This window comes from Streptomyces sp. NPDC047042 (assembly GCF_040644035.1).
GTDB lineage: Bacteria > Actinomycetota > Actinomycetes > Streptomycetales > Streptomycetaceae > Streptomyces.
Map to the genome: position 1 here is coordinate 20,458 of NZ_JBEYVP010000066.1, position 24,980 is coordinate 45,437.

Annotated in this window: 19 protein-coding genes; 10 read left to right on the forward strand and 9 right to left on the reverse strand. The window is 71.6% G+C overall.

Features of this window, described 5'->3' with window-relative positions; translation table 11 throughout:
- Positions 1-775: 775 nt before the first annotated feature.
- Genes ABZ855_RS45400 through ABZ855_RS45420 form a run of 5 tightly spaced genes read right to left on the reverse strand, consistent with a single transcriptional unit; the run spans position 776 to position 5,738 of the window.
- Positions 776-1,657: an SDR family oxidoreductase gene (locus tag ABZ855_RS45400; protein ID WP_360818965.1), complete on the reverse strand. Its 882-nt coding sequence runs from the start codon at positions 1,655-1,657 to the stop codon at positions 776-778.
- Positions 1,654-2,688 (reverse strand): acyl-CoA dehydrogenase family protein, encoded by a 1,035-nt coding sequence (locus tag ABZ855_RS45405; protein WP_360818968.1) that lies wholly within the window; start codon positions 2,686-2,688, stop codon positions 1,654-1,656. Before ABZ855_RS45405 ends, ABZ855_RS45400 begins: the two co-directional genes overlap by 4 nt.
- Positions 2,689-2,697: 9 nt before the next feature.
- The gene (locus tag ABZ855_RS45410) at positions 2,698-3,843 is read right to left on the reverse strand and encodes an acyl-CoA dehydrogenase family protein (RefSeq protein ID WP_360818971.1); all 1,146 of its coding nucleotides are present in this window, start codon (positions 3,841-3,843) and stop codon (positions 2,698-2,700) included.
- Between the two features lie 3 nt (positions 3,844-3,846).
- Complete coding sequence (locus ABZ855_RS45415; RefSeq protein ID WP_360818974.1) at positions 3,847-4,611, reverse strand: enoyl-CoA hydratase family protein; 765 nt, start codon at positions 4,609-4,611, stop codon at positions 3,847-3,849.
- A gap of 35 nt (positions 4,612-4,646) precedes the next feature.
- Positions 4,647-5,738 (reverse strand): nitronate monooxygenase, encoded by a 1,092-nt coding sequence (locus ABZ855_RS45420; protein ID WP_360818977.1) that lies wholly within the window; start codon positions 5,736-5,738, stop codon positions 4,647-4,649.
- A gap of 143 nt (positions 5,739-5,881) precedes the next feature.
- Here ABZ855_RS45420 and ABZ855_RS45425 point away from each other — a divergent pair, with 143 nt between their 5' ends.
- Both ABZ855_RS45425 and ABZ855_RS45430 read left to right on the forward strand, forming a co-directional pair.
- Entirely contained in the window at positions 5,882-6,760 is an 879-nt protein-coding gene (locus tag ABZ855_RS45425; RefSeq protein ID WP_360818980.1) for a CoA-transferase, read from the forward strand.
- Entirely contained in the window at positions 6,757-7,512 is a 756-nt protein-coding gene (locus ABZ855_RS45430) for a CoA-transferase (RefSeq protein ID WP_360818983.1), read from the forward strand. Before ABZ855_RS45425 ends, ABZ855_RS45430 begins: the two co-directional genes overlap by 4 nt.
- A 38-nt stretch (positions 7,513-7,550) precedes the next feature.
- Here the strand turns inward: ABZ855_RS45430 and ABZ855_RS45435 are convergent, their stop codons facing one another.
- Positions 7,551-8,450 carry an amidohydrolase gene (locus ABZ855_RS45435; protein ID WP_360818987.1) on the reverse strand — a complete coding sequence of 300 codons (900 nt, stop codon included), beginning with the start codon at positions 8,448-8,450 and terminating at the stop codon, positions 7,551-7,553.
- A gap of 309 nt (positions 8,451-8,759) precedes the next feature.
- Between ABZ855_RS45435 and ABZ855_RS45440 the strand changes: the two genes are divergently transcribed.
- The 6 genes from ABZ855_RS45440 (at position 8,760) to ABZ855_RS45465 (ending at position 17,699) form a co-directional block, all read left to right on the forward strand.
- Positions 8,760-9,893: an ABC transporter ATP-binding protein gene (locus ABZ855_RS45440; protein ID WP_360818990.1), complete on the forward strand. Its 1,134-nt coding sequence runs from the start codon at positions 8,760-8,762 to the stop codon at positions 9,891-9,893.
- Positions 9,890-10,555: an ABC transporter permease subunit gene (locus ABZ855_RS45445; RefSeq protein ID WP_360818993.1), complete on the forward strand. Its 666-nt coding sequence runs from the start codon at positions 9,890-9,892 to the stop codon at positions 10,553-10,555. Before ABZ855_RS45440 ends, ABZ855_RS45445 begins: the two co-directional genes overlap by 4 nt.
- Positions 10,552-11,241, forward strand: a complete 690-nt coding sequence (locus ABZ855_RS45450) for an ABC transporter permease (protein ID WP_360818996.1) — start codon at positions 10,552-10,554, stop codon at positions 11,239-11,241. The genes ABZ855_RS45445 and ABZ855_RS45450 overlap by 4 nt, the downstream gene beginning before the upstream one ends.
- A 39-nt stretch (positions 11,242-11,280) precedes the next feature.
- Complete coding sequence (locus ABZ855_RS45455) at positions 11,281-12,231, forward strand: ABC transporter substrate-binding protein (protein WP_360818999.1); 951 nt, start codon at positions 11,281-11,283, stop codon at positions 12,229-12,231.
- A 115-nt stretch (positions 12,232-12,346) separates the two neighbouring features.
- On the forward strand, positions 12,347-13,528 hold the full coding sequence (locus ABZ855_RS45460; RefSeq protein ID WP_360819002.1) for a cytochrome P450: 1,182 nt from the start codon (positions 12,347-12,349) through the stop codon (positions 13,526-13,528).
- A gap of 295 nt (positions 13,529-13,823) precedes the next feature.
- Entirely contained in the window at positions 13,824-17,699 is a 3,876-nt protein-coding gene (locus ABZ855_RS45465; protein ID WP_360819004.1) for a glycoside hydrolase family 2 TIM barrel-domain containing protein, read from the forward strand.
- 86 nt (positions 17,700-17,785) lie between these two features.
- Here ABZ855_RS45465 and ABZ855_RS45470 read toward each other — a convergent pair whose 3' ends face one another.
- A complete protein-coding gene (locus ABZ855_RS45470) occupies positions 17,786-19,531 on the reverse strand; it encodes a SpoIIE family protein phosphatase (RefSeq protein WP_360819007.1) in 1,746 nt (581 codons plus the stop codon).
- Positions 19,532-19,668: 137 nt separating this feature from the next.
- A complete protein-coding gene (locus ABZ855_RS45475) occupies positions 19,669-20,073 on the reverse strand; it encodes a DUF5997 family protein (protein ID WP_360819010.1) in 405 nt (134 codons plus the stop codon).
- Between the two features lie 67 nt (positions 20,074-20,140).
- Here ABZ855_RS45475 and ABZ855_RS45480 point away from each other — a divergent pair, with 67 nt between their 5' ends.
- Positions 20,141-20,881, forward strand: coding sequence for a LysR substrate-binding domain-containing protein (locus ABZ855_RS45480; RefSeq protein ID WP_360819013.1), 741 nt, complete (start codon positions 20,141-20,143; stop codon positions 20,879-20,881).
- Between the two features lie 192 nt (positions 20,882-21,073).
- Here ABZ855_RS45480 and ABZ855_RS45485 read toward each other — a convergent pair whose 3' ends face one another.
- A complete protein-coding gene (locus ABZ855_RS45485) occupies positions 21,074-22,489 on the reverse strand; it encodes a hypothetical protein (RefSeq protein WP_360819016.1) in 1,416 nt (471 codons plus the stop codon).
- A 308-nt stretch (positions 22,490-22,797) separates the two neighbouring features.
- Here ABZ855_RS45485 and ABZ855_RS45490 point away from each other — a divergent pair, with 308 nt between their 5' ends.
- Positions 22,798-24,615 carry a helix-turn-helix transcriptional regulator gene (locus ABZ855_RS45490; protein ID WP_360819020.1) on the forward strand — a complete coding sequence of 606 codons (1,818 nt, stop codon included), beginning with the start codon at positions 22,798-22,800 and terminating at the stop codon, positions 24,613-24,615.
- The last annotated feature ends 365 nt before the right edge of the window (positions 24,616-24,980 follow it).

Consider the following 24,980-nt stretch of genomic DNA (forward strand, 5'->3'; position numbering starts at 1 on the left):
TGTCCCGGTGTCCCGGTGTCCCGGTGTCCCGGTGTCCCGGTGTCCCGGTGTCCCGGTGTCCCGGTGTCCCGGTGTCCCGGTGTCCCGGTGTCCCGGTGTCCCGGTGGCCCGGTGGGTCCGTGGCGCCGGGGGCGTAGGGCCCATGGGGCCGGAGGCCGTGGGGGCGGGGGCTGTGAGGGCCGGTGAGCCTCGGGCCCAGTGGCCTGGTGGGTCCGTGGCGTTGGGGGGGCGTCGGCCATGGGGCCTCGGGTCGTGGGGGCCGGTGAGCCTCGCGCCTGGTGGCCGGGTGAGCGACGTTGTGGGCGACTGGGCTGCGGGACGGGCGTGGCCCGCTGCCCCGGCAGCGCGCCGGTACGGTGGCCCGGCGATGCGGTGGCCGGCCGTGCGGCGGTGATGCCGTCGGCCCGTGTGCCGTCGCTCGGGCGACGGCCGCTGAGCCGTCGACTCCACGAACCGCTGTCCGACCGAACCACCGGCGGTCGACCGCATCGCGGTGCTGGTTCCGGTTCGCTGGGCGCTGGGCGCGAGGGGAGGGGGCCGGGGGCCCGACCCCCGGGGCCGTGCCGGTCACTCGGGCCCGTGCCGGTCGTCCGGGGCCGTGTCGGTCACCTGGGCCCGTGCCGGTCGTCCGGGCCCGTGCCGGTCGCTCGGGGCCGTGCCGGTCACCTGGGCCCGCGCCGCGCACTCGGGCCCGCGCCGCGCACTCGGGCCCGCGCCGCGCACTCGGGCCCGCGCCGGTCGCCCGGGGTCGTGCCGGTCGTCCGGGCCGGCGCGTTCAGGTGCCGTACACCGGCGCCGGCAACGGCGCTTCAGCCAGCAGTCCCCGTACCGCCGGGCCGACCTCGGTCGGCGTCCAGCGGCGGTCGCGGACCCGCCGCGGCCCGTGCTGCCAGCCCTCTGCGACGCCGATCACCCCACCCTCGGCCTCGAAGACGCGCCCGGTGACGTCCCCCGACTCGGCGGAGGCCAGCCACACCACCAACGGGGAGACGTTCGCGGGGTGCGGGGCGTCGAAGCCGGACTCCGGTGCGCGCATCTGCTCGGCGAACGCCTCGACCGCCTCCGTCATCGGGGTACGCGCGGAGGGGGCGATCGCGTTCACGGTGACGCCGTACCGGGCCAGTTCGGCGGCGGCGATCACGGTGAGGGCCGCGATGGCCGCCTTCGCGGCGCCGTAGTTGCCCTGGCCGACGCTGCCCAACAGCCCCGCGCCCGAGCTGGTGTTGACGACCCGGGCGTCGACCGCCCGCCCCCGCTTGCTCAACTCCCGCCAGTACGCGGCAGCGTGCCGCAGTGGTGCCGCGTGCCCCTTGAGATCGACCTTCAGGACCAGATCCCAGTCCGCCTCGGTCATGGAGACCAGCATCCGGTCGCGATTGATGCCCGCGTTGTTCACCAGCGCGTGCAACGTGCCGAACTCGTCGACGGCCCGCCCGACAAGCCGCTCCGCGTAACCCCAGTCGCTGACGTCACCGAGGTCGGCGACAGCGATACCACCGGCGGCCACGATCTCCTCGGCCACCGACTTCGCCGTCTCCCCGAGGTCGTTGACGACCACGCACGCACCTTCGGCGGCCAGCGCGAGGGCATGTTCGCGCCCAAGCCCCTGTCCCGCGCCGGTGACGACGACGACCCGGTCCTGGCAGATCCCGCTCATGTGCCGACTCCCTCGCTGAGCCCGAGCCGCCGGGCGATGGACTCACGGTGCTGTGCGGGGCCGCCCCAGTCCGAGGCCAGGGCCCAGGCCCGCTTGGCGTACAGATGGAGGTCGTACTCGGTGGTGTATCCCATGGCGCCATGGCACTGGATCGCCGTGCGAGCCGCCTGCCGTGCCGCCTCCGAGGCGAGCACCTTGGCCATCGACGTCCGTACGGCGGCCTCCGGATCCCCCGCCGCCTGCGCCCAGCCCGCCGCGAGCACTGCCGGCCTGGCGAACCGTACCGCCAACTCCACATCGGCCAAGGCGTGCTTGACCGCCTGGAACGAGCCGACCGGGACGCCGAACTGGTGCCGCTCCCGGACATGGGCCACGGTCAGTTCGAGCATCCGCTCAGCGAGCCCGACCAGCAGGGCCGCCGTGGCCAGCACCCCGCGACCGTAAGCCACGGCCAACTCGGCGGGCCCCTCGGCCAACAGCAGTCCGCCGCCCGCCGGCGCCCGGACCCGGGCCAGTCGCCGGGAGCCGTCCACCGAGCCGACGGGGTCGATCTCCACCTCGTCGCGCGCGTACAGGCGCAGCCCGTCGCCGACGGGTACGGCGATCAGATCGGCGCGCGCGGCGAACGGGACCGGGGCGTCGTGGTCGGCGAGGGAGAGCGTGAGCAGCGACGATCCCCGCAGTACGTCCGGGAGTTGCGGACAACCCGCAGCGGCGAGCAGGGGCGCGGCCACGGCTATGGTCTCGGCGGCGGGCACCGGCAGTCCGCTGCGGCCCAGGGTCTCCATCAGCGGCGGCAGCGCGTTCTCGTCGAGACCGAGGCCGAGGCCAAGCCCCGGGTCCTCCGTACTCTCGGGTACCAGCGCGCCGGTGATTCCAACCCCAGCCAGCGTGCGCCACACGGCGTCGACGCTCTCGACGCGCCCGCCCGGCCACCCCGCCCGGATCTGTTCGGCACCGGTCTGCTTGGCCAGTACCTCTCCGGCGGCCTCGGCGAGAGCCGCGTCCCGTTCGGCTACGGTGAACCGCATCGCGTCCGGTCACCTCCTCGGCAGGCCGAGCAGCCGCTCGGCGACGATGTTGCGCTGGATCTCGTTGGTCCCGGCGTAGATGGGCCCCGCGAGGGAGAAGAGGAAACCTCGGCTCCAAGGTCCGTCGATCTCGGCCTCGGGCCCGAGCAGTTCGGCGGCGCTCTCGTGCAGGGCGATGTCGAGCTGGGACCAGAACAGCTTGTTCAGGCTGGACTCGGCGCCGACCTGCCGCCCCTCGACGATCGAGGTGACCTGTTCCAGGGTGAACAACTCGTAGGCCTGGGCCTCGATCCACGACTGCACGACCCGGTCCCGATGCGCCGCCCCCAACCCCGCCTCTGCCCCCTTCGCCCGCGCCAGGTCGAGCAGCCGGTCGGCGGTGTGCAGGAAACGTCCGGGGGAGCGCAGCGTCAGCCCGCGCTCGGACCCGGTCGTCGCCATCGCGACCCGCCAGCCCTCCCCGACCCCGCCGAGTACCTCGGTGTCCGACACGAACACGTCGTCGAGGAAGACCTCGGCGAACCCCTCGTCGCCGTCGAGGCGTTCGAAACCGCGGACCGTCACCCCGGGCGCGTCCAGCGGAACGAGGAAGTAGGTGAGGCCGCGGTGCCGCTCCGCCTCCGGATCCGTCCGGAAGAGGCCGAACAGGTGTGTGCAGAAGGCGCCACGGGTCGTCCAGGTCTTCTGGCCGGTCAGCCGCCAGCCACCGGACGCCTCGTCACGGACCGCCCGGCTGCGGATGCCGGCGAGGTCACTGCCCGCTCCGGGCTCCGACCAGCCCTGCGCCCACAGGTCCTGGGCGGCGGCCATCCTCGGCAGGATGCGCCGCTGCTGCTCCTGCGTACCGAAGGCGAAGACGGTCGGGGCGAGCAGGAAGATACCGTTCTGGGTGACCCGGGCGGGCGCGCCGGCCCGGTAGTACTCGTCCTCGAAAGTCAGCCACTGCCACAGGGACGCGTCCCGGCCGCCGTACGCCTCGGGCCAGGAGACGACCGACCAGCGGGCCTCGAACAGCGCCCGTTCCCAGGCCAGATGGGCGGCGAACCCCTCGCGGGTGTCACCGGACGGCAGCGGAGTCGTCGGCACGTTGGCCGCGAGCCACTCCCGTGCCTCCTGCCGGAACGACTCCTCCTCGGGGCTCCAGGTGAGATCCACAACTCACCTCTCCCCGTCCGTACGGCCACCGAAGGTGTCTCGGACCTCGGCGGCGACCCCCGAGAGGTTGATCTCGAAGGTGAAACCCTGTTCGTAGCGGTAACTGCGCTTGACGTCCCACAGATCGATGCCGTTGAAGGCCTCCTTGGCGGCCCGGATCACCGCCGGGTTCTTCCCGGCGATGTCGGCGGCGACCGCCAGGGCCCGCTCCCGCAACCGGTCGGCCGGGACCACCTCCAACACCGAACCGAAAGCGTGCAGTTCGGCGGCGGACGCGGTGGCGCAGGTGTACATCATCGCCCTGGCCCTGTGCTGCGGGACGAGACGGGACAGATGCGTCGCGGCGCCCAGCGCACCCCGGTCCACCTCGGGCAGCCCGAAGTAGGCGTCCTCGGCGGCGACGATGACGTCCGAGTTGCCGACCAGGCCGATCCCGCCGCCCAGGCAGAAGCCGTGGACCGCCGTGACCACCGGCACCGCACAGTCGTAGACCGCGGCGAACGCGGCGAAGCAGCCCCGGTTCACCCCGATGACGGCGGCATGACCGGTGTCGGCCTGCAACTCCTTGACGTCCACACCGGCGTTGAAACCGCGCCCCTCGGCGCGCAGCAGCACCACCCGTACGTCCGGGTCGCGGCCGAGCCGTTCGACCGTCCGCGCCAGGTGGTACCAGCCTCCCACCGGCAGGGCGTTGACCGGCGGACAGTCGACGACGACCTCGGCGATCCCGCGTCCGTCCACGGTGGCCTTGATGATGTCGGTGCCCATGGGTTCTCCCTGTGTCGCGGGGCGGTCGGCCGCGGTCACCGTTTCGCTCCGGCGGTGGTCAGTCGGGTGAGGACGGCGTCGGCCTCCGTGACGATGCGTTCGACGAGTTCGGCGCAGCTGGGCAGGTCGTCGATGACACCCGCGACCTGGCCGGAGGCGAGGGTGCCCAGGTCCGTCCGGCCGTCGACCATGCTCGCGCGCAGCATCATCGGGGTGTTCGCCGCCATCACGACCTGGGACCAGCCCAGTTGATGACCGCGCCGCATGGCGAGCCCCTCGCGGACCAGGTCGGACCATGGGGTGCCGGAGACCTTCCGGAACGTGACGGCGTGCCGCAGCGAACGGACGAGTCGCGAGGGTGCCCGTTCCCGCAGGAGCCGTTCCACCGCTTCCGTGCGCAGTACCCGCTGGGGTATCCCGTCGAGGACCGGGGTGACGACGGTGTCGGCGACGCCCCGCTTGAGGTACTCGGCTTTGACTGAGTCGCGCACGGTGCTGTCGCTGGTCAGCAGGAACCGTGTGCCCATCGCGATGCCCACGGCTCCCTGGGCGAGCGCGGCGACCAGCCCCCGCCCGTCGCGGAACCCGCCGGCCGCGACGACCGGGATGTCGACGGCGTCCACGACCTGCGGGAGGAGGATCGAGGTGGGTACGCCCCCGGTGTGACCGCCGCCCTCACTGCCCTGCACGACGACCGCGTCCACCCCCCACGCCTGTACTTTCTCGGCGTGGCGGCGCGCGCCGACCGACGGGATGACGACCAGCCCGGAGTCCTTGAGTTCGCGGACGACGCGTTCATGGGGCGCGAGGGCGAAGGACGCTATCTTCACGCCCTCGCGGACCAGGAGAGAGCCGCGCTCCAGCACGTCGGGGGAGTCGCCGCGCATGTTCACCCCGAACGGCGCGTCGGTGCGCTCGCGGACGGCGCGTACGGCGTCCCTGGTCTCGTCGAGGGAGAGCGTCGCACTGGCCAGGATGCCCAGCCCACCGGCCGCCGCGGTGGCCGCCGTCAGCTCCGGGCCGGACACGTACCCCATGCCGGTCTGGACGATCGGGTAGCGGACGCCCACCAGGTCGCACAGCGCGGTGTGCAGGGCGGGATGGACGGGGGCTGTGGGGGCGCTCATGCCGGATCTCCTTCTCGCGTTGTCGCGCCGCGCGCCGGGCGTTGAGTCCCGGCTGCCGAGGGGTTGTCGGTCGAGCCAACGTAACCTAACAATTGTTTGCTAGGTAAGACTCCGAACGGGTGGCGGCGCGGGAGGAACAACTGATGGGTGACAAGTCGATGTCCCTGGAGGACTTCGCGGGCACCGTCGAGTCGGGCATGACGATCGGTGTCGGCGGGTGGGGATCGCGCCGCAAACCGATGGCACTGGTACGCCAACTCCTGCGCACGGACGTGCGCGACCTGACCCTGGTCACCTTCGGCGGGCCGGATGTGGGGTTGCTCTGCGCGGCGGGCCGGGTCCGCAAGCTGGTCTACGGCTTCGTCTCGCTGGACAGCATCGCCCTCGACCCGCACTTCCGTGCCGTACGGGAGCGGGGCGGCGTGGAGACCGCCGAGTACGACGAGGGCATGTTCGTCACCGGTCTGCGGGCCGCCGCGAGCCGGCTGTCCTTCCTGCCGACCCGCGCCGGCCTCGGCTCCGACGTCCTCAGGATGAACCCCGACCTGGTGACGATCGCCTCGCCGTACGCCGACGAGGAGTACGTCGCGATGCGGGCGCTGCGGCTCGACGTGGCGCTGGTGCACGTCAACCGTGCCGACCGGGCCGGCAACGCCCAGTACCTCGGCCCGGACCCGTACTTCGACGATCTGTTCGCGATGGCGGCCGACCGCTGCTACGTCAGCACCGAGCGGATCGTGGAGCCGACGGACCTGCTCGCCGCCGGACCGGCCCAGTCACTGCTGATCAGCCGGCTGTTCGTCAACGGCGTGATCGAGACACCCCGTGGTGCCCACTTCACCTCCTGCGCACCGGACTACGCGCGGGACGAGGCCTTCCAGGCGCACTACGCGTCGGCGGCGCGCGACGCGGACGCCTGGAAGCTGTTCCACAAGACGTTCCTCGACGGCGACGAACAGGCGTACCACGAGGCCGTCGCCGAGTTCCACGCCCAGCGCGAAGAACAGGGGGAGGGGCGATGACGGAGATCACCCGGGCCGAGGTGTGCGCCGCCGCCTGCGCCGACGCGTGGCGCGGTGCCGGGGAGGTGCTCGCGCACACGGCCGGTGTGCTGCCCTCGATCGGGGCGCGGCTCGCCCGTCTGACGACCAGCCCGGACCTGGTGCTGACCGACGGCGAGGCCTACTTCATGAGTGATCCGCCGCCGCTCGGCCGGACCGCGGCGGACGGGGGTGTCGTCGAGGGCTGGGTGCCCTACCGGCGGGTCTTCGACATCGTCGCCAGTGGCCGGCGGCAGAGCATGATGGGCGCCAGTCAGATCGACCGGTACGGGAACCAGAACATCTCCCTCATCGGCGACTGGCGTCGTCCCACGCGCCAACTCATCGGCGTTCGGGGCGCTCCCGGCAACACGGCCAACCACCGCACGGACTACTGGGTGGCCAGGCACACCCCGAAGGTCTTCGTCGAGAAGGTCGACGTGGTCTGCGGGGTCGGCAACGACCGGGCGCGCGGCGCGAAGGGGCTGCGGTTCCACGATCTCGGAGTGGTGATCACCGACCTCGCGGTCCTCGACTACGGGGACGACGGACGGCTGCGGGTGCGTTCGCTGCATCCCGGCGTCACGGCGGCGGACGTGCGGGCGAACACCGGCTTCGAACTCGACGCGAGCGGCGCCCCCGAGACCCGGCTGCCCGACGAGACCGAACTGCGGCTCATCCGCGAGGTCGTCGACCCCCAGGGCCTCCGTGAGCGCGAGGTGAGCGCGAGGTGAGCGGGGCCGCCGGGTCGTAGAACCTCAGGTGCCCCGGGTCATCTCCCGGTGAGCAGCCGCTGCGGATTGGCGACCCGGAAGGCGTACGCGGCCGCACCCCCCAGACCGAACCCGGGGTTCAGCGGCGGCTGCGCGTAAGGCCGGTCCGAGCCCTGGACGACGGCCTCGGCGCCCAGGGCCCGGACGGTCGCGTCGACGGCGTGAGGGCCGTACGACGACGTCTCGACGAAGACGCCCGGGTCCACGTCCGCCTCCGCGCCACCGCCCCGGGCGGCGAAGCGCTCCCCGTGCAGCGGGGCGAGCCCGGCCAGCAGGGCGAAGCACACGCGCAGGCCGGGATGGCGGGGCCGCCCGAAGGCGCGGAAGGCGAACCAGGCGGCGTGCATCTGCTGGACGTACGGCACCATCGCCGGCCACCAGCCCGGTCCCGCCGACTCGGCGGGCGCCGGTCCGGGATGGACGAACAATGGCAGGCCCCGCTCCTCGAGCAGGTCGAGGAGCGGGGCGCACCGGGCGTAACCGGCCGCGTCGGCAAGGGCGTTCGCCGGGAGCTGGAGGCCCGCGAACCCGCGGTCGAGGTCCTTGGCCGCCGCGTTCGCGTCGACGTCCCGCACACAGGCGGCGGCCCACGCGCCGAACGGTTCCGGAAGGGCCGCCGAGCCCTCGTGATACGCGTCCAGCAGGGGCCGGGCCTCGGCGGCGGGCAGCCACTCCACGCCGATCGGGGAGGACAGTGAGACGAGCACCCGGCCGAGGCCGTCGGCGGCGGCGAGTTCCGCGCGGCCGGCGATGTCGTGGTCGCCGGGCGGGACCTCGAAGGGCGGCTCGCCGTGGAGACGCAGGGTCCAGCCGTCCAGGAACGGCGGTTCGCGGCGGGCACGCAGGGCTGCCACCAGCGAGGGGGTCCACAGATGCTGGTGCACGTCGACGCTGGTCATGCCGATCCTCCCGCCGGGGCTGACGATTCTTCCAGGAGCGCACGCGGTGCGTCCTGGATGTCGTCGGACCCCAGGATGCCGTGTCTCACCGCCTCCACGTCCACCCGCAGGGCCGGTCGTCGTCAAGACGGGTCACGGCCGCCCGGATCGCCCGGTGCGGAAATCTCCTCCTGGCTGCGTTTCCCTACATTTCGGACACTTTGACCTGACTTCGCATGAATGTAACGCGCCGTTTACGGTCGGGCATTGACTAGTCATTCAGTCGCGAACCACTCTGCATGACTATATGCAGTCGGGTGAGGGGCAGCTTTGATCAGATTTGATGCAGTAAGCAAAAATTATCCAAACGGGACGACGGCGGTGGACGGGCTGTCGCTGGAGTTGGCCGAGGGTGGCCTCACGGTCCTGGTCGGTCCCTCCGGCTGCGGCAAGACCACGACCCTGCGCATGGTCAACCGCATGGTGGAACCCTCGTCCGGCACGGTGAGCCTGCGAGGCAAGGACATCCGGGACGTCAACGCTCCGGAGCTGCGGCGCGGCATCGGGTACGTGATCCAACACGCGGGCCTGTTCCCGCACCGCACGATCCTCGACAACATCGCCACCGTGCCGCTGCTGCTGGGCTGGAGCCGCAAGAAGGCGCGGGCGCGGGCGGCGGAGCTGCTGGAACTCGTGGGGCTGCCGAGCGAGATGGCCAAGCGCTATCCGAACCAGCTCTCCGGCGGTCAGCAGCAGCGCGTCGGCGTGGCCAGGGCGCTGGGCGCCGATCCGCCCGTACTGCTGATGGACGAGCCGTTCAGCGCGGTCGACCCGATCGTCCGGGCCGAACTCCAGACGGAGTTCATCCGGCTCCAGAAGGAACTGCACAAGACGATCGTCTTCGTCACCCATGACATCGACGAGGCGATCAAACTCGGCGACAACATCGCCGTGTTCCGCACCGGCGGCAAGCTGGCGCAGTTCGACACGCCCGAACGGCTGCTCGCCGATCCCGCCGACGACTTCGTCGCCGACTTCGTGGGGCACGACCGGGGTATCCGCCGGCTGTCCTTCGTGAACGCGGCCGATGTGCCGCTGCGCCACGGTCCGGTGCTGCCAGTGACCTCCCCCGTGGGGTCGGCGCGGACGGGCGGCGAGCCCTGGGTGCTGGTCGTCGACGACGCCCGACGACCGCTCGGCTGGGCCGCGGTCGCGGACCTGCCTGCGAGTGGCACGCTCGCGGACGCGACGCTGGCACCGCTCGGCCACACCTTCAGCCTCGTCGGCGACTCGGCACGGGCCGCCCTCGACTCGGCGCTCCTGTCACCCGCCCGGCTCGCGGTGGGCGTGGACGCGGACGGCGTTGTCGTCGGAGTCGCGGACGCCCACGAACTGTCCGCGGGGGCGGCCGACGCCGCCGGGACGGAAGCGGGCACCGCCAAGACGGACGGTGACGAACGATGAGTGACGACGAGCCGCTGATCCGGTGGCAGTGGATCGGCGATCACGTCGGTGAACTGGCCGACTACACCGGCGTCCATCTGAGACTCGGCCTGCTGCCGGTGCTGTTCGGGCTGATCGTCTCCGTACCCCTCGGCATCCTCTGCCACCGCTATCGCTGGCTGTACACACCGGTGCTGACGATCGCCAACATCCTTTACTCGATCCCGTCGCTGGCCCTGTTCATGATCTTCGTCCGGTACACGGGGCTCACCGAACGCACGGTGATGATCCCGCTGACGATCTACACACTGTCGGTACTGGTGCCCAACGTCGTGGACGGGCTGGCCTCGGTTCCCGAACCGGTCCGGCTGGCCGCCACCGCGATGGGATTCGGCGCCGTCAGACGTGTCGTCCAGATCGAACTGCCGATCGCCGTCCCCGTCGTCATCGCGGGCGTCCGTGTGGCGGCCGTGTCGTCCATCAGCCTGGTGGCGGTGGGACAGCTCATCGGACAGGGCGGGCTCGGGTACTACATCACCCGCGGCCTCCAGCTCGACTTCCCGACTCCGATCATCACGGCGATCGTGCTGATCATGCTGCTCGCACTCACCACCGACGCCCTGCTGGTTCTGGCGCAGCGGCTGTTGACCCCGTGGTCCCGGAACAAGGTGACGACGCGATGAACGACTTCCTGAACCAGATGCGGCTCGTGGGGGACTGGCTGACGTCCTCGCAGCAGTGGCACGGCGACGACGGAATCCCCCACAGGCTCGTCGAACACCTCACCTACAGCGGCCTGTCCCTGCTGTTCGCCGCGCTCATCGGACTGGCCTTCGGACTGCTCGTCGGGCACACCGGCCGCGGTGCGTTCGCCGTGGCCACCGTGGCGAACCTGGCGCGCGCGATTCCCACCTTCGGCCTGGTGGTCCTCGTCGTCACCCTGGCGGGGCTCAGCACCACGCCCGTACTCATCGCCCTGGTCGCGCTCGCGGTGCCGCCGATCCTGATCAACACGTTCGAGGGTGTGCGCGGTGTGGACCCCGCCACCAGGGACGCGGCGCGCGGGGTCGGCATGACCGAGTGGGAGGTCCTGGTACGGGTGGAGGTGCCGATGGCGCTGCCACTGATCCTCCTCGGCCTCAGGGTCGCCGCGATCCAGGTCGTGGCCACCGCGACCGTCGCCGCCTACCCCGGTCTGGGCGGTCTCGGCCGCTTCATCGTCGACGGGCTCTCCCGCAACGACTACGAGCTGGTCATCGGCGGTTCGACCGTCGTCGTCGCCCTGGCACTTGTCGTCCAGGTCGCCTTCACCGCGCTGCGGCGTGTCGTCGTCTCTCCAGGCCTGCGGGTCTCACCGTCCAAGCCCTGAGCGTTCCGAGCCTTCGTGCTCCGAGAAAGGAAACACCCCATGACCACCATCCGAGGCATCTACCGCGGCGCCGCGTTCGGCCTGCTCGCCGCGCTCACGCTCACCGCCTGTGGCGGAGGCGACGACAGCGACAGCAACCCGCTGACGGGCGACAGCGCCGGTAGTGGCGGCGGCAGCGGCAAGTCCATCGTCGTAGGCTCGGCGAACTTCCCCGAGAACCAGCTCCTCGCCGAGATCTACGCCCAGGCGCTGGAGGCCAAGGGCCTGAAGGTGACCCGCAAGTTCGACATCGGCGCCCGCGAGGTCTACTACGACCAGGTCGTCAAGGGCGGCATCGGTGTCTTCCCGGAGTACAACGGCGCCCTGCTGGCGACGGCCGTCGACAAGACCAGCACCGCGACCAGCACGGCGGACATCAACGCCGAGCTGAAGAAGAAGCTCCCGCCGTCGGTGGAGATCCTCGACTCCGCCGTGGCCGAGGACAAGGACTCGGTGACGGTCACCTCCGAGACCGCGGCCAAGTACAACCTCAAGACCCTCGCCGACCTCAAGCCGGTCGCGAAGGACATGACGATCGGCGCCGGTTCGGAGTTCAAGACCCGCACGCAGGGTGGTGTCGGCCTGAAGACCGTCTACGGCGTCGAGTTCGGGAAGTTCCAGCCGCTCGACGCGGGCGCCCAGAGCACCCTGCTGCAGCTGCTGAAGTCGGACAAGGTGCAGGCGGCCAACATCTACACCACCGACCCCGGCATCGTCGAGGACAAGCTGGTGGTCCTGGAGGACCCGAAGAACCTCTTCTCCTCGCAGAACGTCACGCCGCTGGTCTACAAGTCGGCGGTGAACGACACGGCCAAGGCGGCCCTCAACGGCATCTCGGCCAAGCTCACCACCGAGGACCTGGTGGAGATGATGAAGAAGCTCGTCAACGACAAGGAGGACGCCGGCGCCGTCGCCAAGGAGTGGCTGACGAGCGCCGGCCTCGTGAGCTGACCCGGCTCGACTGTGGCGGTACCGTCCGACCTCTCCCCTGCCCGGCGATGTCAGGCAGGGGAGAGGTCGGGCAACTCATGCCCGAACACCGGTAATCGAGAGGGAGTTACACCCCATGACACCCCGCCTCGTCGGCTCCAGCCCGCTCGGCGCCACCACCACCCTCGCCGAACTCGCCGACGACCCGCATCAGCGACTCGCGCTGCTGCGCGCCCACGAACCCGTCTCCTGGACAACGGAGTTGAACGGCTGGCTGGTGACCCGGCGCGACCTCGCCCTGACCGTGATGCGTGACGCCACGACCTTCACCGTCGACGACCCCCGCTTCTCCACCGCCCAGGTCGTCGGCCCCAGCATGCTCTCCCTCGACGGCGACGAGCACACCCGCCACCGCGAGCCGTTCACCGCCCCCTTCCGCCCCCGGGAGGTACATGAGGGCTTCGCCGCCCACATCGAACGCGAGAGCGACCGGCTCATCACCGCCCTCCCGCGGACCGGAGCCGCCGACCTGCGCCGCGCCTTCGCCGCACCCCTCGCGGTCGCCGTCGTGACCGAGGCGCTCGGCCTCACCGGCACCACCCCGGACACCGTGCTCGCCTGGTACGACGCCATCGTCCGCTCGGTCTCCGACATCACCGCAGGCCACGCTGCGAGCCCCGCCGGCACCGAGGCCTACGCCCAGCTGAGGGCCGCCGTGGAAGCCACCGTCGCCGACCGGGACACCGCCTCCCTCCTTGTCTCCGCCGCCGGACGGCTGACCGTGCCCGAGGTGGCCTCCAACGCGGCCGTCCTGATGTTCGGGGGCATCGAGACCACCGAGGCGATGATCACCAACGCGCTGCTGCACCTGCTGGGCGACCCCGCCCAACTCGCGCTTGTCCAAGCCGACTTTGGTCTGCTGGACGGTGCGATCGAGGAGTCGCTGCGCCTCGAGCCCGGAGCGGCGGTAGTGGACCGCTACGCCACCCGTGACACCGTCCTCGGCCCGGCCGCGATCCGCCGCGGCGATCTGGTCACCGTCTCCCTGACCGGCGCCAACCGCGACCCCGCCGTCTTCCCCGACCCCGACCGGTTTGACGTTCGCCGCGAGAACGCCCGCCTGCAGCTGGCCTTCGCGCACGGCCCGCACTACTGCCTCGCGGCGCACCTCGCCCGCCTGGAGACCCGCATCGCGCTCCACCGTCTCCTCGAACGCCTGCCCGCGCTGCGGCTCGATCCCGACCGCCCCGCCGCCCCGCAGGGCCTGGTCTTCCGCAAGCCCTCCGCCCTGCATGTGCTGTGGGACGGTCCAGCCTGAGGCGGTCGGTCCGGATCGCCGGGCCGGGTGAGCCATCAGGATCCAACAGAGTCCGACAAAATTATTGCCTCGGCTGTGTTGTAAGTCCTAGGGTGAGCCTGGCTCGGCAGCTCCCACTGTCACCAGCAGTTGTGTGCTGACCCAAGAGCAACTCCCGCACCGCCCAGGTGGATTGAGCCGCCACCGATGACCACAGCGCTGCCGGATTCCGGGTCGGTTTGTCAACAGTAACGAACATGATCTGACGCGCCCTCAGTCCGTGCACCGCACAGTCGTACCGAGGAAGGCCACGGTCATGCCGCACCCCCACGAGTTCGCCGTCAGCCGCCGCCGTCTGCTGGAAGGAGGAGCCGCCGTTCTCGGCGCGCTCGCCCTGTCCGGCACGGCGGCCGCCCACCGGGCCACCGCCGCGGGCACGGCCGAGGCCACCCCAGAGTGGAACGGCCACATCGACGTCTTCCGCGTCGGCACCGAACCCGCGCACACCACGCTGATGCCCTACGCGACCGTCGCGCAGGCCCTCGCCGCCGACCGCACCCGCTCCCCGTACCGGCAGAGCCTCGACGGCACCTGGAAGTTCGCGTACGTCGACCGCCCCGACGACCGGGCGAAGGACTTCTACCGCACCGACCTCGACGACCGGACCTGGGACACCATTCCCGTCCCCTCCGCCTGGCAGCTGCACGGGTACGACAGCCCGATCTACATCAACAGCGACTACCCCTGGTGGGGCGCCAACGGCCGGGGCGAGGAGGCGCAGCCGCCGGCCGCCCCGACCCGCCACAACCCCGTGGGCCAGTACCGCCGCACCTTCACCCTCCCGCGCGACTGGTCGGGACGCCGTACGTTCCTCCACTTCGAGGGCGTCAAGTCGGCCCACTACGTATGGATCAACGGCACACTCGTCGGCTACCACGAGGACTCCTACGACCCCTCCGAGTACGACATCACCCCGTACCTGAAGCCGGGCACCAACCAGATAGCCGTGGAGGTCTACCGCTACTCCGACGGCGACTGGCTGGAGGACCAGGACATGATCCGGCTGAGCGGCATCTTCCGCTCGGTCTACCTCTACTCGACGCCCGCCGTACGCCTGCGCGACTTCCGCCTCGACACCCCGCTGAGCGACGACTACACGGCCGCCGAACTCTCGGTCACCGCGAACGTGCGGGACTACGGTGGCAAGGGCGCCGGCCAGTACTCCGTCGAGACCCAGCTGTACGACGCCGGCGGGCACCCCGTCTGGTCGCGTCCGCTCCAGCAGACCGTCGTGCTCGGCGCCGGCGAGGAGAAGTCCGTACAGGCCGCGAAGGCCGTGCCCGCGCCGCGCCTGTGGTCGGCCGAACACCCGAACCTCTACACCGCCGTGCTCCGGCTGCGCGACCCCGCGGGCAAGGTCGTCGAGACCCTCTCCCACCGGGTGGGCCTGCGCGAGTTCGCCCTGAAGGACGGGCTGATGCGCATCAACGGCAAGCCGGTCTCCTTCCGGGGCACCAACCGGCACGAGATGCACCCCGTCCACGGCTCGGCCCTCACCCGCGCGGACATGGTCGAGGACATCGGCATCATCAAACGGCTCAACATCAACACCGTGCGCACCTCGCACTACCCGAACAACCCCATATGGCTGGAACTCGCCGACGAGTACGGCCTGTATCTCGTGGACGAGACCAACCTCGAGACCCACGGCGTCCGCGGCGAGTACCCCGGCAACCACGCCGAGTGGACCACGGCCTGCGTGGCCCGCGCCCAGAACATGGTCCACCGGGACAAGAACCACGCCTCGGTCGTCATCTGGTCCCTCGGCAACGAGGCGGGCGGCGGCACCACGTTCAACGCCATGTACGACTGGATCCGCTCCTACGACACCACCCGGGTCATCCAGTACGAGGGCGACGACCGCCCCGGGATCAGCGACATCCGCTCCGAGATGTACGACAGCCCCGCGCGCGTCGAGCAACGGGCCAAGGACACCAACGACACCCGGCCGTACGTGATGATCGAGTACTCGCACGGCATGGGGAACTCGAACGGCAACTTCAAGAAGTACTGGGACCTCGTCCGCCGCTACCCGGTCCTCCAGGGCGGCTGGATCTGGGACTTCGTCGACCAGGCCCTCAGCTGGCCCACTCCGACCCGCAAGCTGCTCACCGAAACCGGGCCCAACGCGCTCCACGGCGAGATCATCGCCCCCGCCGGCACCTTCACCCGCGACCAGGGAGTCTCCGGCGGTACCGTCTTCGCCCGCGACAAGAGCCTCGACCTCACCGGCTCCCTGACGCTGGAGGCGTGGATCACCCCGCACTTCCTCGGCTACCACCAGCCCGTCATCGCCAAGGGCGACACCCAGTACGCCCTGAAGCAGTCGGACCGGGGCCTGGAGTTCTTCATCTACGGCGGCGGCCAGTGGATCAGCGCGTACTGGTCGCTGCCCGCCGACTGGACCGGCAAGGAACACCACATCGCCGGAGTCTTCGACGCGGCGGCCGGCACCCTGACCCTCCACGTCGACGGCGTGGTGCGGGCCACCAGGAACACCACCCAGAGGCCCAGCAACAACACCGCCTCCCTCTCGCTGGCCACCGACATCGACAACCCCACCCGCGAGTTCAGCGGCACCATCCGCCGGGCCCGTGTCTACGCCCGCGCGCTGACCGCCGCCGAACTCGCCTCCGAGAACCGTGGGTCCGGTGACGAGGGCGTCCGGTTCTGGTTCGACGCCGCCACCGTCGGCGTCACCGAGAAGAAGCCCCGCGACAAGACGTTCTACGCCTACGGCGGCGACTGGGGCGACAACCCCAACGACGGAGCCTTCTCCGGAGACGGCATCGTCACCGCCGACCGCGGGCTCACCGGCAAGTCCGCCGAGGTCAAGCGGATCTACCAGGCGGTGCAGATCGCGTCGGGCTCGGCACCGGGCACGGTCACCCTCACCAACGAGTACTGCTTCACCAACCTCCGTGAATTCGACGGACGTTGGGAACTGGTCGCCGACGGAAACGTGGTCCGGCGCGGAAAGCTGACCCGGGCCCAGCTGGACGTGGCGCCCCTGTCCAGCAAGACCATCACCGTGCCCTTCGAACTGCCGGACGACCCGGCGCCGGGCGCGGAGTACTTCCTGGAACTGTCCTTCACCACCAGGCAGAGCACGAAGTGGGCCAAGGCCGGCTTCGAGGTGGCCCGGCAGCAACTCGCCCTCGACGCGGGCAGCCCCGCCGTCACGCCGAGGCCGCTGACCAGGGTCCCGGCACTGCGCCACGAGGACGGCGACACGTCGGTCACCGTCGAGGGCAAGGCCTTCTCGGTCACCGTCGACAAGGCGACCGGCGTGATCACCTCGTACAAGGCCGGCGGTACCCAGCTGATCGAGGCCGGGCCCACCCCCAACTTCTGGCGGGCGCCCACCGACAACGACCGGGGCAACGGCCAGCACACCCGCAACCAGATCTGGCGCGACGCGGGTACCCAGCGGGCGGTGACCGGCGTGAGCGTGCGCGCCCTGCGGGACCGGGCCGTCGAGATCAAGGTCGCCGGCACCCTGCCCACGACACCGGCATCGACGTACACGACGACCTACACCGTCTTCGGCAACGGTGAGATCAAGGTCGACAACACCCTGCACCCGGGCGCCGCCTCGCTGCCGTACATCCCGGAGGTCGGCAACATCCTCCTCCTGCCCGGCCGCCTCGACCGGCTGCACTACTACGGCCGCGGCCCCGAGGAGAACCACTGGGACCGCAACAACTCCACCGACGTGGGCCTCTACTCCGGCACCGTCGACGGGCAGTGGAGCGGCTATCTGCGCCCGCAGGAGAACGGCAACAAGACCGACGTCCGCTGGATCGCCCTGACGGACCGCAAGGGCACCGGCCTGCTGGTCAGTGCCGAGCCGCTCCTCGAGGTCAACGCCTCGCACTTCACCCCGGAGGACCTGTCGGTCGGGGCCCGCCACGACTACCAGCTCACCCCCCGCGACGAGGTCGTCCTGCGCGTGAGCCACCGCCAGATGGGTGTCGGCGGCGACAACAGCTGGGGCGCGCACACCCACGACGAGTACAAGCTGTTCGCCAACCGCGACTACGCGTACAGCTACCGGCTGCGTCCCCTGACGGACGTCGACGAGGCGATGGCGGCCTCACGCCGGCCCACGGCGGTGGAGTTCACCGACTAGCACGGCCGAGCGCCGCTTCCGGCCGCTTCGAGGGCGTCACCCATTCGCCAGGGGTGGCGCCCTCAGCCGCTCGTGATCCCCAGCCGTCAGTTCGCCTGTGAACGGGCCGCCAGCACGGCGATGTCGTCCTCGGCGGGGGCGTCCGCGAGCTGGGCCAGTACGTCGTCGAGGATGACGTCCAGAGAGGCGCGCGGGGACAGTCGCAGCCGGGTGAGACGGCGCAGCGACACGTCGATGTCCTCGCCGCGCCGCTCCACCAGGCCGTCCGTGTAGAGCAGGAGCACACAGTCCGGGACCGTCGGGCGGGTCAGCGTCGTGTAGCTGCCGAGTCCGGTGCCCAGGGGAGGGCCGGACGGGACGTCGACCAGGGCGACCGTGCCGTCCGGGGAGAGGACGGCGGGCGGGAGATGACCGGCGTTCGCGTAGGACACCGTCTGGTGGACGGGGTCCTCCAGGGCCAGCAGACAGGTGGCGACCCGGTCGAACCCGGAGTCGGCGACCGTGCGATCGGCGTGCGTGAGCAGCAGATGCGGGGGAAGGCCCGCCATGGCCAGAGCGCGCAGCGCGGAGCGATAGTGGCTCATGGCGACGGCGGCCTCGACCCCGTGCCCCATGACGTCCCCGATGACCAGCAGATTCCGCCCGTCGGGCAGGGGCAGACTGTCGAACCAGTCGCCCCCGATGAGGGCCACGTCGTCGGCGGGCAGATAGCGGAACGCGGTCGGCGCGCGCGGGTTCGGGGGCCCGGAGATGTCGGTGAGCAGCGCGTGCTGGAGCTCCAGGGCCATGCTGTGCTCACGGGTGTGCAGGGCGGCGCGTTCCAGGGCACCGGCGGCCCGCTGCGCCAGCTCGAGGGCCACCGACACGTCGTCGACTGTGAAACCGGGAGAGTCGAACGCCCGCACGAGGGAGAGGGTGCCCAGGGGGCGTCTGCCCGCGATCAGGGGCAGTACGAGCACGGAGTGGATGCCGATGCCCTGATAGGCGTCGGCCCCGTCCGAGTGGAGCACCCCGGAGTGCCGCTCCTGCCCAGGGGCGCCGTTGCTCAGCCAGGGGAGCCCCGCGTCCAGGCACGCGCGGATCTCGGTGCCCGGCGGATAGTCCAGCGTGTCGCCGACACCGGCCAGCGCCAGCACGGCGTCCTTGATGCCGGGCACCGCCGCGAGAGCCGCCCGGCGCAGCCGCAGCACTCCGGGGGGCGGCAGGTGCGGACCGGCTTTCACCTCGAGATTCAGCTCGACACCGGCCGCGTCCGCCAGGTCCGGCACCATGAACCGGGCCAGCTCGACGCAGGTCGCCTGTACGTCGGCGGTGGTGCCGATGCGCGCGGTGGCCGTGTCCAGCAGGGTCATCCGGCGGTGCGCGCGCTCCAGCTCGTCGACGTGCTGCTGCGGGGCGCTGATCTCCAGGAAGATCCCGGCGAGACCGAGAACCCGGCCCTGCTCGTCCTGGAGCCGGTGGTAGGTGGCGTGAAAGGCACGGCGGGTGAAGGGCGAGTCCGCGCGGGTGTGCCCCGTCCCGACGAGCTCACGGGGCTGCCCGTCGTACAGCACCTGCCGCAGCACACCCTCGGGCCGGTCGACGTCCGGCGACGCCTCGGCCAGCGTCCGCCCCAGCAGCTCCTGCTCCGACAGGCCGCTGACCCGGACCATGTGCGGGTTGACGTAGAGGAAGCGCAGCTCCGTGTCGAGGATGACGATCCCGGCGGCCGTGCCCTCGACGAGCTGACGCAGCAGCCCGTACTCCCCGACCAGCCGCGACAGGTCCCCGGCGGCCGGCCCGGCGAGCAGCGCCTCGACGTCGTCGAAGAGCAGCGGCCGGAAAGCGTCCATGGCCACCGCACCTCTCGTCGTCGTGGCGCTTGCCGTACGGCAGAGACAATGATCGGCGAGACGGAGCCGCCGCGCACGTCGGGACCACCGACGAGCGCGTCCGGTCTCCCGGGGGCCGGAGCCGTCCTACCGTCTACCTACTTACCCTGCTGCTGCCGTTTCGCCTGCTGGTCCTGATGCAGCTCCTTGACGCGAGCGGCCTCCTTGCGCACGTCGACCTGCACGGAGCGCTCCTTGCGGAGCCACTCGGGGTCGTCCTGCTTCAGGGCGTCGATCTCCTCGGTGGTGAGGGCCTCGGTGACCCCGCCGCGAGCCAGCCCGGCGATGGAGACGCCCAGCTTCGACGCGACCACGGGACGGGGGTGCGGGCCGTCGCGCCGCAGGTCGCGCAGCCAGGCCGGCGGGTCGGCCTGCAGCGCGGTCAGCTCGGCGCGCGTGACGACACCCTCCTGGAACTCCGCGGGGGTGGCCTGGAGGTACACACCCAGCTTCTTCGCCGCGGTCGCGGGCTTCATGGTCTGGGAGGTCTGGTGCGTCGTCATACCGTCAAGAATATCGAGCGTATGAACCGGCGCCGACCACGACGGACGGGGCAGGTAGCCTGGCGCGGTGACTGGCTCGGAAGATTCCCCCGCGTTCCGGCTCGCGTACGTCCCGGGAGTGATCCCCGCCAAGTGGGTGCGGATCTGGAACGAGCGGCGAACCGACGTCCCCCTGACCCTGCTCCAGGTGCCCGCCGCCGACGCCGGCGCTCTGCTGCTGACCGGAGAGGCCGACGCGGGCCTCGTACGGCTGCCGGTCGACCGTACGGTGCTCAGCGCGATCCCTCTCTACACCGAGACCTCGGTGGTCGTGGTCCCCAAGGACCATGTCGTGGCCGCCGTCGACGAGGTGACCGCCGAGGACCTCGCCGACGAGATCGTGCTGCACCCTCTCGACGACACCCTCGCCTGGGAGAACCTCCCCGGCCGTCCCGCGCTCGAGCGCCCGGCGACCACCGAGGACGCCATCGAGCTGGTGGCGGCCGGGATCGGTGTCGTGGTCGTCCCCCAGTCCCTCGCCCGCCTCCACCACCGCAGGGACCTCACCTTCCGCCCGGTCACGGACGCGCCCGAGTCCCAGGTCGCCCTGTCCTGGCCGGAGAACCGCACGACGGACCTGGTCGAGGACTTCATCGGCATCGTCCGGGGCCGCACGGTCAACAGCTCACGAGGCCGCCGCGAGTCCCCCCAGCCCAAACAGCCCAAGCCCAGGAAAACCCCGAACATCGGAGCAACAAAGGGCAGAGCACCAGGCAAAAACACCCGATCCAGCGCCACCCGCCAAGGCAAACCCCGCCGCGGCCGATAGCGTCTTTAGGGGCGCGGGGAACTGCGCGACAAGCCCCCACCGGGCCCGCAGGACGACCCGCCGACAGAGGCGGCAGCACGGGCGTGCGTAGAAGGGGGGCGGGCGGACCGGCGCGTTCAGCCCCCACCGGGCGTAGTTGGGGGCGCGGGGAACTGCGCGACAAGCCCCCACCGGCCCGCAGCCGAAAACCGTCTACCCCCCAGCGCCAGGCAGCACCGCGAAGCAGTCCTGAACCGGGTCCGCCACAGACGAACCCGACTCCGCCGCGATCTCGACGTCGTACAGCCCGACCGGCAACACACTCCGCGCCTCATACCGAGCGGCCGCCACCTCCCCCAGGACCAAAGAGAACCTCTCCCCGTCCTCCCGGCTCACCGACGCGAGCAACCGCCCCGGCGGCCGTCCACCGCCCACGACCCGGGCCCGCAGAACCGCCGGTTCCGAGTCGACGTACGCGTCCTCGACCTCGCTGCTGACGGCCGGCGGCGCCACCCGCGCCACCCGCGCCACCGAATCCGACGCCCCGCCCACGTCCAGCGCGCCGGCCGACTGGAGGCGGATCAGGAGTTCGAGAAGCCGACCCGTCAGCACGCGCGGCGACTGAAGCGCGCTGTGCGCCGCCGGAACGAACCGGCAGCGATCCTCCGGCAGCGCGGGCGGCATCGCCGACACCCGGGGGACCACACCGTCCCCGTCCGCCAGGACCGGCGGCACCAGCGCCCCCGGCGGCTCGGCCGAGCAGACCACCCCGTGGCCGTTCCAGCGCGCCGACTGGAGCGTGCCGCTCTGCCGGGTGCCCACAAGGGGGACCGTCACATGCTGGTGCGCGTACGCCGGAAAGCTCTCGGCGTTGTACGCCGCCGCCGCCGCGATCTCCCGGTGGAAGCCCAGACCGTCGCCGACCAGATCCCGGCGCACCCCCGGCAGCGGCGCCGCGTCCTCGATCCGGATGTGGCCCGCCCCGGTGTCGATGACCGAGTAGACCGGCAGAAGCTGGTGCACCGAGGGAAACACTCGCGCCAGGCTCCGTACGCCGGGCAGCGGCCGGAAGCCGCCGGTGAGTGTGTCCAGCGCGCGCACCGAGCCGCGGTGCGGGGTGCCCAGGGTGATCAGCGCCCGGCAGTCCCGCCAGCCGCCCAGCACCTCGACGTAGTAGCGGGCGATCAGACCGCCCATGCCGTGGGCGATGACGACGGCTTTCGCGTCCCTGGCGCCGGTCCGCTCGCGGAACTCGGCGACGTGCGAATCGATCGTCTCGGCCAGCCTGCGGGCGTGCACCCGGTTGTCCAGCCGCCAGTCGTACGGGAACGTCAGCAGCCCGCCGCCGGGACCGTCCGTCACGGCGAAGTGCCCGCGCACCCAGTCGACGGTCCGCGCGTACCCCTTGGTCCGTGACAGGCCCGGCAACACGGCGACGTCGGGAAACAGCCGTGACGCCCTGACCGACGTGGTGTCACCGGGCAGTGTCAGCGGATGCCGGGCGGTGTCCGGATCCCTCAGCTCCGTCAGGGACTGGAGCAACGGCTTGCCCGGCGCCCACAGCGGGCCCGTCGGTCCGTCCAGGACGCTGCCCAGGATGCCCGGGACCAGGACGATCGGATGTCTCACGGGACAACGCACGGCTCTGCCCCCGGAATCCGGATGTGGAGGCCCCAGGTGCCCACCCCCGTGGAGCACCCGGGACCTCCGCCTCGATACCTCGGACCAGTACCGAGGGGACAGGGAGGACACGGAAGGGGGGAGACGGTCCCCAATCTGATCCTCAATGTTTTCTCCGTACGTTCGACGGGACGCTCCGTACGCCTTTTGGGTCAGCTTTGTCCGAACTCGCCGACAAGGGGAGAGATCCGGTGTTGCCAGGGCATATTTGGCAACACCGAGCAACAAGCGGGCGAGTGCATGCAGTTGGGGGTCGCATGGACGACATGGAATCGGGGCGGTTCGGCCGGGAGTTACGGCGCCGCCGCCTCGCCGCCGGACTCTCCCTCGCCGACCTGGCGGGGCTCGTGCACTGCAGCCGGGGCTACCTCAGCCGTATCGAGAACGGTCATCGCCGGGTCACCCGCGAACTCGCCGAAGGATGCGACGACGCACTGGACGCCAAGGGACAACTCCTCGACCTCGCCCCCGAGTTACGCGGCGACACCGCCGACGTACCGCCCGCTCGGGCGTCTTCGGCCCGGCGCACGTCATCGCCCCGCACCGCCGCCGTCGCCACCGCGGCCCAACCCTCCCGCTACGGCGCCGAGTTCGACCGGCTGCTGCACCGCGGCGACACCAGCTACCTCGCCGGGCGCATGGAGGAGGCGGACGCGTACTACCGCCAGGCGTACCAGTGGGGCGCGGACAACCCCGACGCCCAGGCCGTGGCCGTCGTACGGCGGGCCCGTCGCTGGTCCGACCCCGGCCGCGTCGACCACGAACTCCTGCACCTCGTACGGGAGTTCCTCGCCGCGCTCAGGACGCTCGAGGGCGGTGAGGCGGCCGGGCTGCGGCTGCGGCTCGGCGCGCATCTGGCGAAGAAGCTCTCCATGTCCGTCAGCGAGGACACCGCCTGGCCGGGCGCCGGGCCCGAACGCGGCGCCGACCTGGCCCGGCGGACCCTGGAGGGGCTCGCCACCGGCGGCCAGGACGACGAGACACGCTGCGAGGTGCTCACCGAGTGCCGGTGGGGCCTGTACGACTTCGTCCCGGCCATCGAGTCGCTGACCATCTCCCTCCGGCTGCGGGACTGCGCCCTGCGCGCCCGCTCCCCGTACTTCCTCGGCGAGTCCCTCGTCGCGCTCGCCATCGACCAGCTCCGCGTCGGCCGCGTCCACGGCGCCACGGGGACGGTCGCCGAACACCGCAGGCACGCGGCCCGTACGCGCAGCACCCTGGCGCGCTGGCAGCAATGCACCCTGGACACCCTGCTCGACCTGTGGTGCGGCCGGTTCGACTCCGCCACCGACTGGATCTTCGGCGAGTCGCGGGAGCTCGTCGCGGGCCTGGAGGCGGACCTCGCCGTACCCGCCGACACCTTGCTGCAGACCCGGCTGGGCCAGGTGTACTGGCTGCTCAGGGAGCAGGGCAGGATGGCCGAGCTCTTCAGCTCGGGGCTCGCCGACGGCGTCGAACGACACGGGTACTTCCCTGTCTGGCGGGCCGGGTTCGCGCTCGCCCGCTGCGAGGTCGGTGACCATGACGAGGCGGCCGACCGCCTGCTCGCCTTCCTCCGCGAGACCGGCGACTGCGCCTCCCTGCCGCCGCACGGCTGGTCCGTACCGGCGCTGGTCCTCCTCGCGGAGGTCTGCGCCGGACTCGACGCACACGGCGGGTACGGGGCCGAACTCGCGCGCGCCGTACCGGTGCTGCGGGAGGCGCTCGCCCGCAGACCGGCCGGGATCGCGCTGGCGGGATGGCCCGTGGTGCTGGTCGGTCCGACGGAACGCGCCATGGGCCTGCTGGCCCTCGCCGAGGGCGACACGGCGACGGCCCTGGGCCACTTCCACCAGGCCGAACGCCTGGTCGTCGGCAGCTCCCCGCCCCAGACGGCCCGCCTGAGAGCGGACGAGGCGCGAGCCCTTCTGCGCCAGGAGGACCGCGCCCGCCGGCCCGAGGCGGTGGGGTTGCTCCGTGCGGCCCTGGCGGGAGCGGAGACGCACGGGATGCGGCGGCTGGCCGCAGAGTGTCGGGACCTACTGGCAGCGGAGGCGCCGCCCGTCCCCGAGCCGCAACCTCGTCCACGTCCCTGAACGGGTTACCCATGGCTCGCTGCTGTGGGGTTGTTTCGGGTTGTGGGGTGGGCCGGCTGGGTTGTGTCTGCGGCTCGGTGGGGGTTTTCGCGCAGTTCCCCGCGCCCCTGGAGTGGGCGCGGCTGCTCGCGCGTCTGCGGCTGGGCGCTGCCCACCGCACATCCCGTTCCACCCCGCCCCGCTGCGGGCAGTCGTGCCGCTGGGGCGGCACGGGTGGGCACGGCGACACCCCGCGCGGGGTTGGCCCGCCCGCTCGCCCGACCGGCTCGCCCGCCCGGCCCGCCTGGCCAGCTCGCCCGCTCGCCCGACCGGCCCGCCCGCCTGGCCAGCTCGCCCGCTGGCCTGGCCCGCTCGCCCGACCGGCT

Coding starts and splice junctions, on each gene's coding strand:
- ABZ855_RS45400 (WP_360818965.1), bottom strand. CDS start 1,657: ATGAGCGGGATCTGCCAGGACCGGGTCGTCGTCGTCACCGGCGCGGGA.
- ABZ855_RS45405 (WP_360818968.1), bottom strand. CDS start 2,688: ATGCGGTTCACCGTAGCCGAACGGGACGCGGCTCTCGCCGAGGCCGCC.
- ABZ855_RS45415 (WP_360818974.1), bottom strand. CDS start 4,611: ATGGGCACCGACATCATCAAGGCCACCGTGGACGGACGCGGGATCGCC.
- ABZ855_RS45420 (WP_360818977.1), bottom strand. CDS start 5,738: ATGAGCGCCCCCACAGCCCCCGTCCATCCCGCCCTGCACACCGCGCTG.
- ABZ855_RS45425 (WP_360818980.1), top strand. CDS start 5,882: ATGGGTGACAAGTCGATGTCCCTGGAGGACTTCGCGGGCACCGTCGAG.
- ABZ855_RS45430 (WP_360818983.1), top strand. CDS start 6,757: ATGACGGAGATCACCCGGGCCGAGGTGTGCGCCGCCGCCTGCGCCGAC.
- ABZ855_RS45435 (WP_360818987.1), bottom strand. CDS start 8,450: ATGACCAGCGTCGACGTGCACCAGCATCTGTGGACCCCCTCGCTGGTG.
- ABZ855_RS45445 (WP_360818993.1), top strand. CDS start 9,890: ATGAGTGACGACGAGCCGCTGATCCGGTGGCAGTGGATCGGCGATCAC.
- ABZ855_RS45450 (WP_360818996.1), top strand. CDS start 10,552: ATGAACGACTTCCTGAACCAGATGCGGCTCGTGGGGGACTGGCTGACG.
- ABZ855_RS45455 (WP_360818999.1), top strand. CDS start 11,281: ATGACCACCATCCGAGGCATCTACCGCGGCGCCGCGTTCGGCCTGCTC.
- ABZ855_RS45460 (WP_360819002.1), top strand. CDS start 12,347: ATGACACCCCGCCTCGTCGGCTCCAGCCCGCTCGGCGCCACCACCACC.
- ABZ855_RS45465 (WP_360819004.1), top strand. CDS start 13,824: ATGCCGCACCCCCACGAGTTCGCCGTCAGCCGCCGCCGTCTGCTGGAA.
- ABZ855_RS45470 (WP_360819007.1), bottom strand. CDS start 19,531: ATGGACGCTTTCCGGCCGCTGCTCTTCGACGACGTCGAGGCGCTGCTC.
- ABZ855_RS45475 (WP_360819010.1), bottom strand. CDS start 20,073: ATGACGACGCACCAGACCTCCCAGACCATGAAGCCCGCGACCGCGGCG.
- ABZ855_RS45490 (WP_360819020.1), top strand. CDS start 22,798: ATGGACGACATGGAATCGGGGCGGTTCGGCCGGGAGTTACGGCGCCGC.